The organism is Streptomyces sp. NPDC088706 (assembly GCF_044752765.1).
Classification (GTDB): Bacteria; Actinomycetota; Actinomycetes; order Streptomycetales; family Streptomycetaceae; genus Streptomyces.
The window spans coordinates 116,191-128,875 of the sequence record NZ_JBIVLW010000013.1 but is presented as its reverse complement, the minus strand read 5'-3'; the positions used below and the strand labels follow the sequence as shown (position 1 = coordinate 128,875).

The following is a 12,685-nucleotide window of genomic DNA, read 5'->3' as shown; positions in this document are numbered from 1 at the left end:
GCCCGCGGCTCAGCGCGTGCCGCGCAGCCTCCGCCACGGGGTGAACGTGAACACCGCGCCGCCCAGCAGGATCGCCGTACCCGCGACCAGGCCGAGCGCGCGCAGGGCGCCGTCGTCCTCGGCGCCGGTGGCCGCCAGGCCGCCGCCCGAGTCCGTACCGCCGCCGGACGCCGCCGCTCCGCCCGCGCCCGCCGCGCCCCCGGAGCCTGTGCCACCGGACGCGCCGCCCGGCTGGGCGGAGGTGTCCAGCTCCAGGGAGACCGCGACCCCGGCGGGCGAAGTGCAGGTCGTCGTCGTACCGGCGGCCATCACGGTGAGGACACCCGGGCTGAGCGTGGACCTCCCGCTCGCCGGGCTTGTACGTGCCGGTGAGGTCCGGGATCTCGATCGGGGCGCCGGTCTTGATGACCTCCTTGTTCAGCGGCCCCTCGACCTTGACCGTGCCCTTGTCGGCCCCGCCGAGCTTGACGTCCATCGACGGCTTGACCTGTCCGGCCGGGATGTCGATCGGGCTGTCCATCACGGGCTTGCTGAACTCCACCGTGAGGTCGTACGCGCCGCCGCTCCTCCTGGCGCTGATCCTGACCGGGGAAGTGGCGTTCTTGTCGCCGATGGGGGTTTTGCAGGCGTAGGCGACGGACACCTCCTTGCCGGAGAAGTCGGTCTCACCCCCGCTGCCGCCGGTACCGCCGCTGCTGCCGGTGCTGCCGGAGCTGCCGGTGCTGCCGCCGGATGTGGTGCCGCCGGTGTCGCCGCCTCCGGATGTGGTGCCTCCGTCCGTGGTGCCCCCGGTGTCGCCGCCGCCGGTCGTGGTGCCGCCGGAGTCGCTGCCACCCGTCGTCGTACCGCCGGAGTCGGTGCCTCCGGATGTGCTGCCGCCGGATGTGGTGCCGCCGGTGGTGGAGCCTGCCTCCGTCACCTTGATCGTGGCGCCCGGCTGGACCGCCCCCTTCGGGGCGCACTTGGTGTCCGTCGAGATCGGCTTGGAGACGTTGATGGTGTACGCGCCCGGAGTCAGCGTGATCTCCCCGGCCTTCTCCAGCTTCAGCTTGGCCGTCATGTCGGGCAGCAGCATGGGGCTGTTCTTGGGGATGGGCGGGTTCTGCCGGGGGCCCTGAAGTTTCAGCTCGCCGCTCGCCGCGCCGCCCAACGTGACCGTGCCGGCCGGCTTCACCGTGTCCTTGCCCAGGTCCAGCACGTCCGGGTTCTTGGACGCGGCCGCGACCGTCTTCCAGACGACCTCGATCTCGTCGCCCACCTTCGCCTCGGCCGGTGCGGTCAGCTGCACCTTCGTGGTTCCCTGGACCGGCGGCAGGCCCGAGATGGGCGGCGGAACGCACTCCGTCGCATAACTGACCTCGGCGGCCCGGGCCGGGCTCGCGGCCAGCACGAGGCCCGCGCCGGCGAGCATCAGCGCCAGTCCGGCCGCGCTCATCCTCCGTTGCGTGTCCACACGTGTCCCTTCGTCGTGGGTGGTGGTCGGTTCTCCGACGGTGTGGAACGCCGGTTCTCTGACGGTGCGGAGTCCTGGGTGAACCACGGCAGCGCGGCCGGGGTCGGGGTCGTACCGGTGTGCGCCCTCGTGGCGGGTGTCCTCGCGCGGTGCGCGTGGCGTGCCACCGTGCCGGCGGGACGGGGGCGGACCTTGTCCACGACGGCCATGCCGGTACGGAAGACCGCGGCCGGGACGACCAGGCAGAGCAGCACCCAGAAGAGCGTGACGCCCCACGGGCGGCTCACCCCCCCCCGGCTGCTCGGCCAGCACCTTCGTCCCGTACCGCAGGGAGACCTGGTAGTCGCCGTGCGCGCCGGCCGGGAGTTCGACCGGCAGCTTGATCTGCGCCCTGCCCCCGGGGGCGCCCGTGCCGCGCCACGGGCGTTCCTCCCACTGCGGGGCGTAGACGCCGTGCGCGGTGCCCATCTCGAAGACGGGGTCCTCAACGGGCGCCGAGCCGAGGTTGCCCACGGTGACGACCAGTTGCCGGGCGGGCGGGGCGCCGAACCAGGTGAGCAGCGAACTCTCGCCCTCCAACCGGGTGGTGGCCAGCACCGCGAGCCTCCCGTCCTCGGCCGGGGCCGGCAGCGGGGCCGTCGGGTGGCCCGCCACCGTGAACACCGCGTCGGCCAGCGCCTTTTCACCGGTCACCGTGGCGACGTGCACCACACAGGGGCAGGGCTCCGGCGGCTCGGCCACCGGCAGCTTCTTGCTGAACCCACCCCTTCGGTCGGTGGTGACGGCGCGGCCGTCGGCGTTGGCACAGGAGTTGGTGCCGCCGATCACGCCCCGCTCAGGGGTGGACCGGCCGCAGATCAGCAGCATCAGCAGCGCTTCGGAGCGCCAGCCGCTGCCCTTGACGGTGATCTCACCGCCCTTGCCCGCCTCCTTCCTGGAGAGGGTGACGGAGGGGCCGTCGGCTCGGGCCGCCGTTGCGCCCGGGGTGGCCAGGGCCAGGAGGGCGAGCAGGGCCAGGAGGGTGAGGAGCACGAGCGATGTCGGATCGGTGAGCCGGGCAGCGGGCCGGCTTTCGGGGTGTCGCGTCACGACTCCGCTCCCGTCTTCGCCATGGGCCTGGGCATGGTGTCCTGGGCCGGTCGTCGCCCGCGTTGTCCGCCGGCCGGGGCGGTGGCCGGGGTGGTGGCCCGGGCGGTGGCCGGGGTGGCGTCCCGGGCGGTGTCCCGGGCGGTGGCCGTCGCCCCGTCCGGCCCGGTCGTCCGCGGCCCGCGCCGGTCGCGCCGCCGCCGGTGCCGCCGTACGCCGAGCACCGCCAGGACACCGAGCACCAGCAGCCCGGCCCCGGCGACCGGCACCACCGGGACGTACGCCGTCGAGGCCGCCGCCTCGCCCCGCGCGCCGCCGTCCGCGGTGACCCGCAGCCGTACGGTGACCGAGTCCAGGGCCGGGGCGTCCGGCCAGGGTTCGGTGAGCTCCACCCGGCGGCCGGGGGCCAGCTCCAGCGGCAGGGGCCGGGCCGGGCGGTCCAGCAGCGTGCCGAACATCCCGTCCGCGCGCACGGCCAGCCGGGGCCGCAGCACCGCGTTACCCCGGTTGACCAGGGCGTACCGGATGGTCCGCGCGGACACCTCGACGTCCTCCACGGTGAGCGCCGCCAGTGTGGGGCCGCCGACCCGCACCCGTACCGGTACGCGCCGCTCCTCGCCCCCGCCGGCCGCCACGATCTCCCCCGCGAGGCCACCGGGCACCGCGTCGCCCGGCACCGTGAGGGCGAACGGCACGTCGGCGCGGGTCCGGGCCGGCACGGTGACCGAGGCCGCGGCGAACCGGACCCACGGCCCGGCCGGACCGTCGCCCCGCAGCCGTACGGTCAGCGGGGCGCGGGCGGGGTTGGTCACCGAGAGCCGGTCCTGGAGCACCGTCGCGGGGGTGCCTTCCAGGTAGACGTACGGCCGGGCGTCCCGGCCGGTGCTGCCGCCGCCCGCGGGCCGCGCCGTCCAGCCCGCCGGGGCTCCTGGGCTGTCGTCGGCCGCCCCGGGGGGCGCGACGAGCAACGACAGCAGCAGGACGGCGAACAGCGACAGCGGCCGGACGGCGGGCAGCGTCGGCGGCCGGACGGCGGGCAGCGTCGGCGGAGTGAACCGTCTCCTGCGTACGTATGGGGTCGACTGCGGCATTCGCGGCTCCCTCACGCTGACGTTTTCGGCGTTCAGCCCGTGGGGCGCTGTCCTCGCCGGGTCAGCCAGAGCACCCCGGCCGCCCCGGTCAGCAGCACGGTCCCGCCGAGCGTGCCGAGCGCCGCCGCCGAGTCGAGCGGGCCGGTCTTCGGCAGTTCGCCGCCGCCGGCAACTCCGCCGGCGCCCGTCGAGCCGCCTCCCGTGGAACCACCTCCGGTGGAACCGCCCGTGGAACCTCCCGAGCCCCCGGCGCCTGCGACGTCGAGTTCCAGGGAGGGGCCGGGGCGGTTCCTGGGCATACAGGTCGTGGTCGTACCGAGCGCCTTGATGGTGAGCACCCCGGCGGTGAAGGTGACCTTGCCGCTCTTCTTCGGGGTGTACGTCCCCGGCAGGTCACCGATCCTGATGGGGGTGTTGGCCGGGATCGCCTCGGCGTTCGCCGGTCCCGAGACCTGGACCTTCCCCGTCTCCGCACCCCCCACCTCGATCACGGCGCTCGGGTTCATGGCTCCCTTACCCAGACTCCACCGGGCTGGAGGAGACGCCCTTCTGGAAGGACATGGTGAGCTTGTAGCCGGCGCCGCTCCTGACGCCCTTGATATCGATGGGTGAGACGGCCCCCTTGGGCCCGATGGGCGTCACGCACTGGTAGTTGACGTCCACGACCTCGGCGTGGGCGGCGGGTGCGGCCACCAGCACCGCCGAGCCCGCCAGCACGGCCGTCAGCGCGAGAGCTGTCCGCTTCTGGTTCGACACCTCGTGTTCCCCTCATGCCGGACGTCGCCGCGCGCCACCTTCCTCACGGGCGCAGGTTACTGACGACGCATCAGATTGGGCGCTCAAGGTACGCCCGGGGCCTGACGGAGGGAAGACAAAGAGCGCGCCGGATCGGCGCGCTCTTCGAGGTGGGAGATGAGTGCCTGTCGTGGGTCAGGCGGGGGCGGCGAGCTCCGCCCAGACGATCTTGCCGGGCGTCTCCGGCGTACGCTGCACGCCCCAGTCCAGACAGAGGCGCTGCACGATGAACATGCCGTGCCCGCCGGGGCGGCCGGCGCGGTGCGGCGTGCGGGGAGCGGGCTGACCGTCCCCCCGGTCGACGACCTCGACGCGCAGCGCCTTGGCGGAGTGGCCGATCCGGAGCTCCTCAGGCCCGTTCGCGTGCAGACAGGCGTTGGTCACCAGCTCGGAGACGACCAGCAGAACGTCCTCGGCCGCGGCCCGGCGGTCGGCGCTGGAGGCCGGCAGCCAGCCCCAGTCGTGCAGGGCCTGCCGGGCGAAATCACGGGCCATCGGAACGATTCCGCTGGCCTGCCCGAGTGAGAGCGTGCGCCACTGCCGCTCGGCCGGAACGGGCGAGGCTGCGCCCGCTCCTTCCGGCTCGCGGCCGAGGTCGCCCGGCGGATGCTGCCGGGTGGTGCTCATCAGCGCTTCACCTCACCGATTCGCCATGTCGCCATGTCGCCTGAGAACAGAAATGATCAATTACCGAGTGTGCCGGATCTTTGCGGGATACCGACGGGGGTCTCCTGCCCGGCCGCATCGCTACGACACCCACTTCGGGCAGTCGATCGCATAACACGGCCGTCATCAGGTGCGACGCGAGAACGCGTCGTACCGGATTCAGGTGTCGAGGGCTTCTTCGAGCGTGCCGTGGATGGCGAAAACCGCCTCCGCGCCGGTGATCTCGAACACCCTCGCCACGACCGGCTGCATTCCGGCCAGGTGGACCCCGCCACCGGCCTCCTCCGCCTTGAGGCGGGCACCGAGCAGCACGTTCAGCCCGGTGGAGTCACAGAAGTCCAGGCGCGAGCAGTCGACCACCAGACGTGACCGCCCCTGTTCGACCGCTCCCTCCAAGGGTTCCCGCAGCAGATCGGCGGTGTGGTGGTCAAGCTCACCCACCGGTGTCACGACTTCGCTGCGCCCCTCGGTCCGGACCTCGACGTGAAGTCGACCCCGGTTCGCACTGCCGACCGTCCCGCGGTCCATGCCCATGTACCTCTTCGCCGTCCGTCACTGTGCGCGTCACTGCTTGTACGGCTGTATGCAGAGCTACCGCCGACGTGCGGGAAACAGTACGCGTTTCATGCGCCCCGCGGTAGTCGGAGAACTCAACAAACCGGACATATAGCGTCAATTGGCGCTTGTAACTGCTGGCAGGAACCGGGTAAGGGTAGAGGGACACCCGAAACACGACCGGCTTTGGAGGCGCCGCTTCACCGCAGGAGACACGTATGGGCATCGGCAGCCATATGTCGAGAACGATGGAGGAGAACCATGTCACCCCGGCTCGACGAAGCGCGTACCCCCAACGCGTCGTCGGCATGTCCTCAGGGACCGACCAATTCCGACTCCCCCGCCGCGAGCGCCGTTCCAGGCCCGCGTGCCAGCACCACCCGCACCACCAGCACCACCCCGGACTCTTCCGGCGAGGGGTTCGACGGGCTCGAGGGACTGCCCGAGATCCCGCCCTACGCCGAAGTGGGCGCTGTGGACGCCAGAGCCCTGTCGAAGACGCTCTTCGAGCGGCTCGAATCCCTTGAGGAGGGCACGCACGAGCACGCCTACGTCCGCAACACCCTCGTCGAGCTCAACCTCGCGCTCGTCAAGTTCGCCGCCTCCCGGTTCCGCTCGCGCAGTGAGCCGATGGAGGACATCGTCCAGGTCGGCACCATCGGCCTGATCAAGGCGATCGACCGGTTCGAGCTGAGCCGCGGTGTCGAGTTCCCGACCTTTGCGATGCCGACCATCGTCGGCGAGATCAAGAGGTTCTTCCGCGACACCAGTTGGTCCGTGCGCGTCCCGCGCCGGCTCCAGGAGCTCCGGCTCGAACTGGCCAAGGCGGGGGACGAGCTCTCCCAGCGGCTGGACCGCGCGCCCACCGTGGCGGAGCTGTCCGAGCGCCTCGGCATCACGCCGGACGAGGTCGTCGAGGGCATGTCCGCGAGCAACGCGTACACCGCGAGCTCGCTGGACGCCAAGCCCGAGGAGGACGACAGCGAGGGAGCCCTCGCGGACCGCCTCGGCTACGAGGACCACGGGCTCGAAGGCATCGAGTATGTCGAGTCCCTGAAGCCGCTGATCGCCGCGCTGCCCTCGCGGGACCGGATGATCCTCTCGCTCCGCTTCGTCAGCAACATGACGCAGTCGGAGATCGGGGAGGAGCTGGGCATCTCGCAGATGCACGTGTCCCGGCTGCTCTCCCGGACGCTGGTCAAGCTCCGCAAGGGGCTGACCCTGGAGGAGTAGCCGGACCGGGTCCGCTGCCCTCCAGGGGCTTGGCGGGCCGGTGCCGAGCGCATGCGGAAGGACCCGCTCCCGTACGTATCCGGGGCGGGTCCTTCGGCATGTCCGGCCACTCCACCCGCCCGCCGCCAACGCCGGAGTCGCCGAGCCACTCCACCCGCTCGCCGGACCGCGCCGAGTTACTCCACCCGCTCGCCGCCCCGCCAGACCGCGCTGACCAGCGGGACGCCCGGGCGGTAGGCGAGGTGGACGTGGCTCGGGGCGTCCAGGAGGACCAGGTCGGCGCGGGCGCCGGGGGTGATCCGGCCGATGTCGGCGCGGCGCAGGGCCGCGGCGCCGCCCGCCGTGGCGGACCAGAGGGCCTCATCGGGGGTCATCCCCATGTCCCGTACCGCCAGCGCGATGCAGAACGGCATGGACGAGGTGAACGACGAGCCGGGGTTGCAGTCCGTGGAGAGCGCGACCGTGGCCCCCGCGTCGAGCAGGCGGCGGGCGTCGGGCCAGGTGGCGCGGGTGGAGAACTCGGCGCCGGGGAGCAGGGTGGCGACCGTGCTCCCCTGGCCGAGCGCGTCCACGTCCGCGTCGGTGAGGTGGGTGCAGTGGTCGGCGGAGGCGGCGTCGAGCTCCACGGCGAGCTGGACGCCGGGACCGTACGTCAGCTGGTTGGCGTGGATACGGGGGTGCAGCCCCTTGGCGCGGCCCGCCGTGAGGATGGCGCGGGCCTGGTCGCCGTCGAAGGCGCCCCGCTCGCAGAAGACGTCGATCCAGCGGGCGTGCGGGGCGCAGGCCTCCAGCATCGGGCCGGTGACCAGGTCGACGTACCCGGCCGGGTCGTCGGCGTAGTCCGGGGAGACGACGTGGGCGCCGAGGTAGGTGACCTCGTCGGTGTGGCGGGAGGCGACGCGCAGGGCGCGGGCCTCGTCCTCGACGGTGAGCCCGTAGCCGGACTTGGTCTCCAGGGTGGTGGTGCCCTGGCGCAGGGCCTCGGCGAGGTAGTGGGCGACGTTGGCGGAGAGCTGCTCGTCGGAGGCCTGGCGGGTGGCGGCGACCGTGGTGCGGATGCCGCCGGCGGTGTAGGGCTGCCCGGACATCCGGGCGTTGAACTCCTGGGTGCGGTCGCCGGCGAAGACGAGGTGGGAGTGGGAGTCGACGAAGCCGGGGATCATGGCCCGGCCGGCCGCGTCGAGGACGTTGTCAGTGGCGGGTGCTTTGCTTGATTCACCGGTCCAGACGATGCGGTCGCCCTCGATGACGACGGCCGCGTCCTGGATCAGGCCCAGGGGGGTCCCGTTGCCGAGGGAGGGGTCATTGGTGACCAGGCTGGCGATGTGGGTGACGGCGGTGGTCGTCATCTGGAGAGTGTTCTCCTTGCGTTCCGGGGGGTCCGGGTCCGCTGTTGGGGCCGGGGTCGGTGGTGCGGGGCGGCCGGCGGTCAGTGGTGCAGGGCTGCCACGGCCGCGGCGAGCGCTCCGGGCACGTCCTCGATCAGGGCGTGGCGGCCGTCCCGCACGATGTGACGCCCTGCCACGACCGTGTGCCGCACATCAGCGGCGGAGGCGGCGAATACGGCGGTCTCCGCCGCCAGTCGGGGCACCGGTCCTGCCGTTCTGACGGAGTCCAGGGCGAGCGTCGTCAGATCGGCGGGGGCACCCGGTTCCAGGACGCCCGCGTCGGGGCGGCCGAGTGCGGCGTGCCCGTCGGCGGAGGCGGCCCTCAGCAGGGCGGCGGCCGTCCAGTGGCCCCGGATGTGGGTGCGCAGCCGCTCGTTGAGCTCCATCGCGCGGGCCTCTTCGAAGAGGTCGATGACGGCGTGGCTGTCGCTGCCCAGCGAGAGCGGCGAGCCCGCCTGCTGGAGGGCGACGGCCGGGCCGATGCCGTCGGCGAGGTCGCGTTCGGTGGTGGGGCACATGCAGGTGCCGGTGGTGGAGGCGCCGAGCAGCGCGATGTCTTCCTGCGTCAGATGCGTGTTGTGGATGCCGGTGGTACGCGGTCCGAGGACCCCGTGGTCGGCCAGCAGCCGGGTGGGGGTGCGGCCATGGGCGGCCAGGCAGGCGTCGTTCTCCGCGATCTGCTCGGAGAGGTGGACGTGGAGCGGGGCGTCCCGCTCCTCGGCCCACCGCGCGACGGTGGCCAGCTGGTCTGCCGGGACCGCGCGGACGGAGTGGATGGCCGCGCCGATCAGGGCGTGGTCGCCGCCCTTGAGGAGGGAGGCGCGCTCGGCCCAGGCGTCGGCGGTGGTGTCGCAGAAGCGCAGCTGGTGCCGGTTGGGTTTCTCGCCGAAGCCGGCGGAGAGGTAGGCCGTGTCCAGCAGGGTGATCCGGATGCCCGCCTCGGCCGCCGCCGCGATCAGCGCCTCGCCCATGGCGTTGGGGTTGTCGTAGGGCGTGCCGCCGGGCGCGTGGTGCAGATAGTGGAATTCGCCGACGGAGGTGATGCCGGCCAGGGCCATTTCCGCGTAGGTGGCGCGGGCCAGGTCGAAGTAGCTGTCCGGGGTGAGCCGGGAGGCCACCCGGTACATCAGCTCGCGCCAGGTCCAGAAGGTGCCCGAGCCCACCTGGACGGTGGCGCGCAGGGCCCGGTGGAAGGCGTGGGAGTGGGCGTTGGCCAGGCCGGGGAGGGTCAGGCCGCGCAGCACGGTGGCGCCGGGCGGGGGCGCCTGGACGCCGGTCCTGACCCCGGCGATGCGGCCGTCGGCCACCTCCACGGCGACGTCGGGCTCGACATGGGTTCCGAGCCAGGCGTGGTCCGTCCAGTACGTCGCGGTGACGGGCCCGCCGGCCGCCCGGGTTGTCAGCGCGGTCCGGGTTGTCAGCTGCACGCGAGACCTTCCAGTACGGCGGCGAGTGCCCGCACCCCGGCCGTGCAGTCGTCCTCGGCGGCGTGTTCGGCCGGCGAGTGCGAGATGCCGGTGGGGTTCCGTACGAAGAGCATGGCGGTGGGCACCGAAGCGGACAAAATACCCGCATCGTGGCCCGCTCCGGTGCCCAGGACGGGGACGGAGCGCCCCGTGTCGCCGGTCCCATCGAGGATCTTGGCGAGCTCGTCGCGCAGGGCGTGCTCGAACGCGACGACGGGCGTGAAGGACTCCCGTACGACATCGAGGTCGATCCCGGCCCGTTCGGCGTGCTCCCGGGCGGCGCGCTCGATTCCGGTGACGACGGCGTCCAGGGTGGCCTGGTCGGCGGCGCGCGAGTCGAGCCAGCCACGCACGAGGGAGGGGATGGCGTTGACCCCGTTGGGCTCGACCGCGATCTTGCCGAAGGTGGCGAGGGCGCCGGTGAGTTCGGCCTCGCGGCGGGCGGCCAGCACGGTCTCGGCGTACGTGAGCATCGGGTCGCGGCGGTCGGCCAGGCGAGTGGTGCCCGCGTGGTTGGCCTCACCCCGGAAGTCGAACCGCCAGCGGCCGTGCGGCCAGATGGCGGAGGCGATGCCGACGGGGTCGCCGGTCAGGTCGAGGGCGCGACCCTGCTCGACGTGGAGTTCGACGAACGCGCCGATACGGGCGAGCCGTTCCGGGTCGGGGCCGATGGCCTCGGGGTCGTACCCGGCCTCCGCCATGGCGGTGGGCAGGGCGGTCCCGTCCGCGTCCCGGAGGCGGTGGGCGTCGGCGACGGTGAGCTGTCCGGCGGCGAGCCGGGACCCGACGCAGGCGAGGCCGAAGCGGGCGCCCTCCTCGTCACCGAAGTTGGTGATCGCCAGCGGCCGGGTGAGCACCGCTCCCCTGGCGTGGAGTTCGTCGAGCGCGGCGAAGGAGGAGACCACGCCGAGCGGGCCGTCGAAGGCGCCGCCGTCCGGGACGGAGTCCAGGTGCGAGCCGGTGACGACGGCGTCGCCGGCCAGCGGGTCGCCGAGCCAGGCCCACTGGTTGCCGTTGCGGTCGGTCTCGTGGGTGAGACCACGTGCCTCGGCCTGCGCGCGGAACCAGGCCCGGCAGTCGAGGTCCGCCGCCGACCAGGCGTAGCGCCGGTAGCCGCCGCTGCCGGGGTGGCGCCCGAGGGGAGCCAGCTCCCGCCACATCGAGAGGAAGGAGTCACCCGCGCGCCATGACCGGGAGCCAGGTGTGGGGCCGGAACGGCCCTCCGTCGTGCCGGACGGCATCAGTTGCCCTCCGCCATCGGGACGCGTACGCCCTTGTCGGTGGCGACCGACTCCGCGATGTCGTAACCGGCGTCGACGTGCCGGATGACGCCCATGCCGGGGTCGTTCGTCAGGACGCGGCGGATCTTCTCGCCCGCGAGCTTCGTGCCGTCGGCGACGGTGACCTGGCCCGCGTGGATGGAGCGGCCCATGCCGACGCCGCCGCCGTGGTGGAGGGAGACCCAGGAGGCACCGGAGGCGACGTTGACCATGGCGTTCAGCAGGGGCCAGTCGGCGATGGCGTCGGAGCCGTCGAGCATGGCCTCGGTCTCGCGGTACGGGGAGGCGACCGAGCCGCAGTCCAGGTGGTCGCGGCCGATGGCCAGCGGGGCGGCCAGTTCGCCGCTTGCGACCATGTCGTTGAAGCGCTCGCCGGCCCGGTCGCGCTCGCCGTAGCCGAGCCAGCAGATGCGGGCGGGCAGGCCCTGGAAGTGCACGCGTTCGCCTGCCATCCTGATCCAGCGGTGCAGCGACTCGTTCTCCGGGAAGAGCTCCAGCATCGCCTTGTCCGTCTTGTGGATGTCGGACGCCTCGCCGGAGAGGGCGGCCCAGCGGAAGGGGCCCTTGCCCTCGCAGAAGAGGGGGCGGATGTAGGCGGGGACGAAGCCGGGGAAGTCGAAGGCGCGGGTGTACCCGGCGAGCTGGGCCTCGCCCCGGATGGAGTTGCCGTAGTCGAAGACCTCGGCCCCGGCGTCCATGAAGCCGACCATGGCCTCCACGTGCCGGGCCATCGACTCACGGGCGCGCTGGGTGAAGTCGGCGGGTTTCTCGGCGGCGAGGTCGGCCATGTCATGGAAGTCGACGCCGAGCGGGAGGTAGGCCAGCGGGTCGTGGGCGCTGGTCTGGTCGGTGACGATGTCGATGGGCGCGCCCTCGGCGAGCATCCGGGGCAGCAGCTCCGCCGCGTTGCCGAGGAGGCCGATGGAGAGGGGGCGGCGGGCGTCACGGGCCTCGACGGCGAGCTGGAGGGCGTGCTCCAGGCTGTCGGCCTTCACGTCCAGGAAGCGGTGCTCGATGCGGCGCTCGATGGCGCGCGGGTCGCAGTCGACGCAGATAGCGACGCCGTCGTTCATCGTGACGGCGAGCGGCTGGGCGCCGCCCATGCCGCCGAGCCCGGCGGTCAGGGTGATCGTCCCGGCCAGGGTTCCGCCGAACTTCTTCGCGGCGACGGCGGCGAAGGTCTCGTAGGTGCCCTGGAGGATGCCCTGGGTGCCGATGTAGATCCAGGACCCGGCGGTCATCTGGCCGTACATGGTGAGGCCGAGCGCTTCCAGGCGGCGGAACTCCTCCCAGTTGGCCCAGTCGCCGACCAGGTTGGAGTTGGCGATGAGCACGCGCGGCGCCCACTCGTGGGTCTGCATGACGCCGACCGGCCGCCCGGACTGGACGAGCATCGTCTCGTCCTGCTTGAGCGTCCGCAGGGTCCGGACCATCGCGTCGAAGGAGCGCCAGTCGCGGGCCGCCTTGCCCGTGCCGCCGTAGACGACGAGCTTGTCGGGGTGCTCGGCGACCTCGGGGTCCAGGTTGTTCTGGAGCATGCGCAGGGCGGCTTCCTGCTGCCATCCCAGGGTGGTGAGCGCGCTGCCGCGCGGCGCTCGTACGGGGCGGGGTCCTGACATGGCGGTGCCTCCTCGGACGGTGAAATCTATTCACATCCTGATGCGCTGAATAG

At 72.7% G+C, this 12,685-nt stretch carries 8 protein-coding genes and 3 pseudogenes; 1 reads left to right on the top strand and 10 read right to left on the bottom strand.

The genetic code is table 11. The annotated features are described in order from the left end of the window. Positions 1 to 9 precede the first annotated feature (9 nt). From ACIQAK_RS25235 to ACIQAK_RS25210, 6 genes and pseudogenes are all read right to left on the bottom strand, one after another. Positions 10 to 1,435: pseudogene (locus ACIQAK_RS25235) on the bottom strand (hypothetical protein). After that, a pseudogene (locus tag ACIQAK_RS25230) lies at positions 1,432 to 2,542 on the bottom strand (hypothetical protein). The pseudogenes ACIQAK_RS25235 and ACIQAK_RS25230 overlap by 4 nt, the downstream one beginning before the upstream one ends. Continuing rightward, complete coding sequence (locus tag ACIQAK_RS25225; protein ID WP_366391928.1) at positions 2,539 to 3,630, bottom strand: hypothetical protein; 1,092 nt, start codon at positions 3,628 to 3,630, stop codon at positions 2,539 to 2,541. Before ACIQAK_RS25225 ends, ACIQAK_RS25230 begins: the two are co-directional and overlap by 4 nt. Before the next feature lie 32 nt (positions 3,631 to 3,662). Continuing rightward, positions 3,663 to 4,386 (bottom strand): annotated as a pseudogene (locus ACIQAK_RS25220) (peptidase). 174 nt (positions 4,387 to 4,560) lie between these two features. Continuing rightward, the gene (locus ACIQAK_RS25215) at positions 4,561 to 5,052 is read right to left on the bottom strand and encodes an ATP-binding protein (RefSeq protein WP_366391927.1); all 492 of its coding nucleotides are present in this window, start codon (positions 5,050 to 5,052) and stop codon (positions 4,561 to 4,563) included. 198 nt (positions 5,053 to 5,250) lie between these two features. Further along, the gene (locus ACIQAK_RS25210) at positions 5,251 to 5,619 is read right to left on the bottom strand and encodes an STAS domain-containing protein (RefSeq protein ID WP_366391926.1); all 369 of its coding nucleotides are present in this window, start codon (positions 5,617 to 5,619) and stop codon (positions 5,251 to 5,253) included. A 288-nt stretch (positions 5,620 to 5,907) separates the two neighbouring features. Between ACIQAK_RS25210 and ACIQAK_RS25205 the strand changes: the two genes are divergently transcribed. Further along, positions 5,908 to 6,879 carry an RNA polymerase sigma factor SigF gene (locus ACIQAK_RS25205; RefSeq protein WP_366391925.1) on the top strand — a complete coding sequence of 324 codons (972 nt, stop codon included), beginning with the start codon at positions 5,908 to 5,910 and terminating at the stop codon, positions 6,877 to 6,879. A gap of 176 nt (positions 6,880 to 7,055) precedes the next feature. On the opposite strand, the gene hutI is transcribed toward ACIQAK_RS25205, so the two are convergent. The 4 genes from hutI to hutU form a co-directional block, all read right to left on the bottom strand. Further along, complete coding sequence (hutI, locus tag ACIQAK_RS25200; RefSeq protein WP_366391924.1) at positions 7,056 to 8,228, bottom strand: imidazolonepropionase; 1,173 nt, start codon at positions 8,226 to 8,228, stop codon at positions 7,056 to 7,058. Between the two features lie 80 nt (positions 8,229 to 8,308). Continuing rightward, positions 8,309 to 9,694 (bottom strand): formimidoylglutamate deiminase, encoded by a 1,386-nt coding sequence (locus tag ACIQAK_RS25195; protein ID WP_366391923.1) that lies wholly within the window; start codon positions 9,692 to 9,694, stop codon positions 8,309 to 8,311. Then, complete coding sequence (locus tag ACIQAK_RS25190) at positions 9,685 to 10,974, bottom strand: allantoate amidohydrolase (RefSeq protein ID WP_366391922.1); 1,290 nt, start codon at positions 10,972 to 10,974, stop codon at positions 9,685 to 9,687. The genes ACIQAK_RS25195 and ACIQAK_RS25190 overlap by 10 nt, the downstream gene beginning before the upstream one ends. Further along, positions 10,974 to 12,632, bottom strand: a complete 1,659-nt coding sequence (hutU, locus tag ACIQAK_RS25185) for a urocanate hydratase (RefSeq protein WP_366391921.1) — start codon at positions 12,630 to 12,632, stop codon at positions 10,974 to 10,976. The genes ACIQAK_RS25190 and hutU overlap by 1 nt, the downstream gene beginning before the upstream one ends. Positions 12,633 to 12,685: the final 53 nt, after the last annotated feature.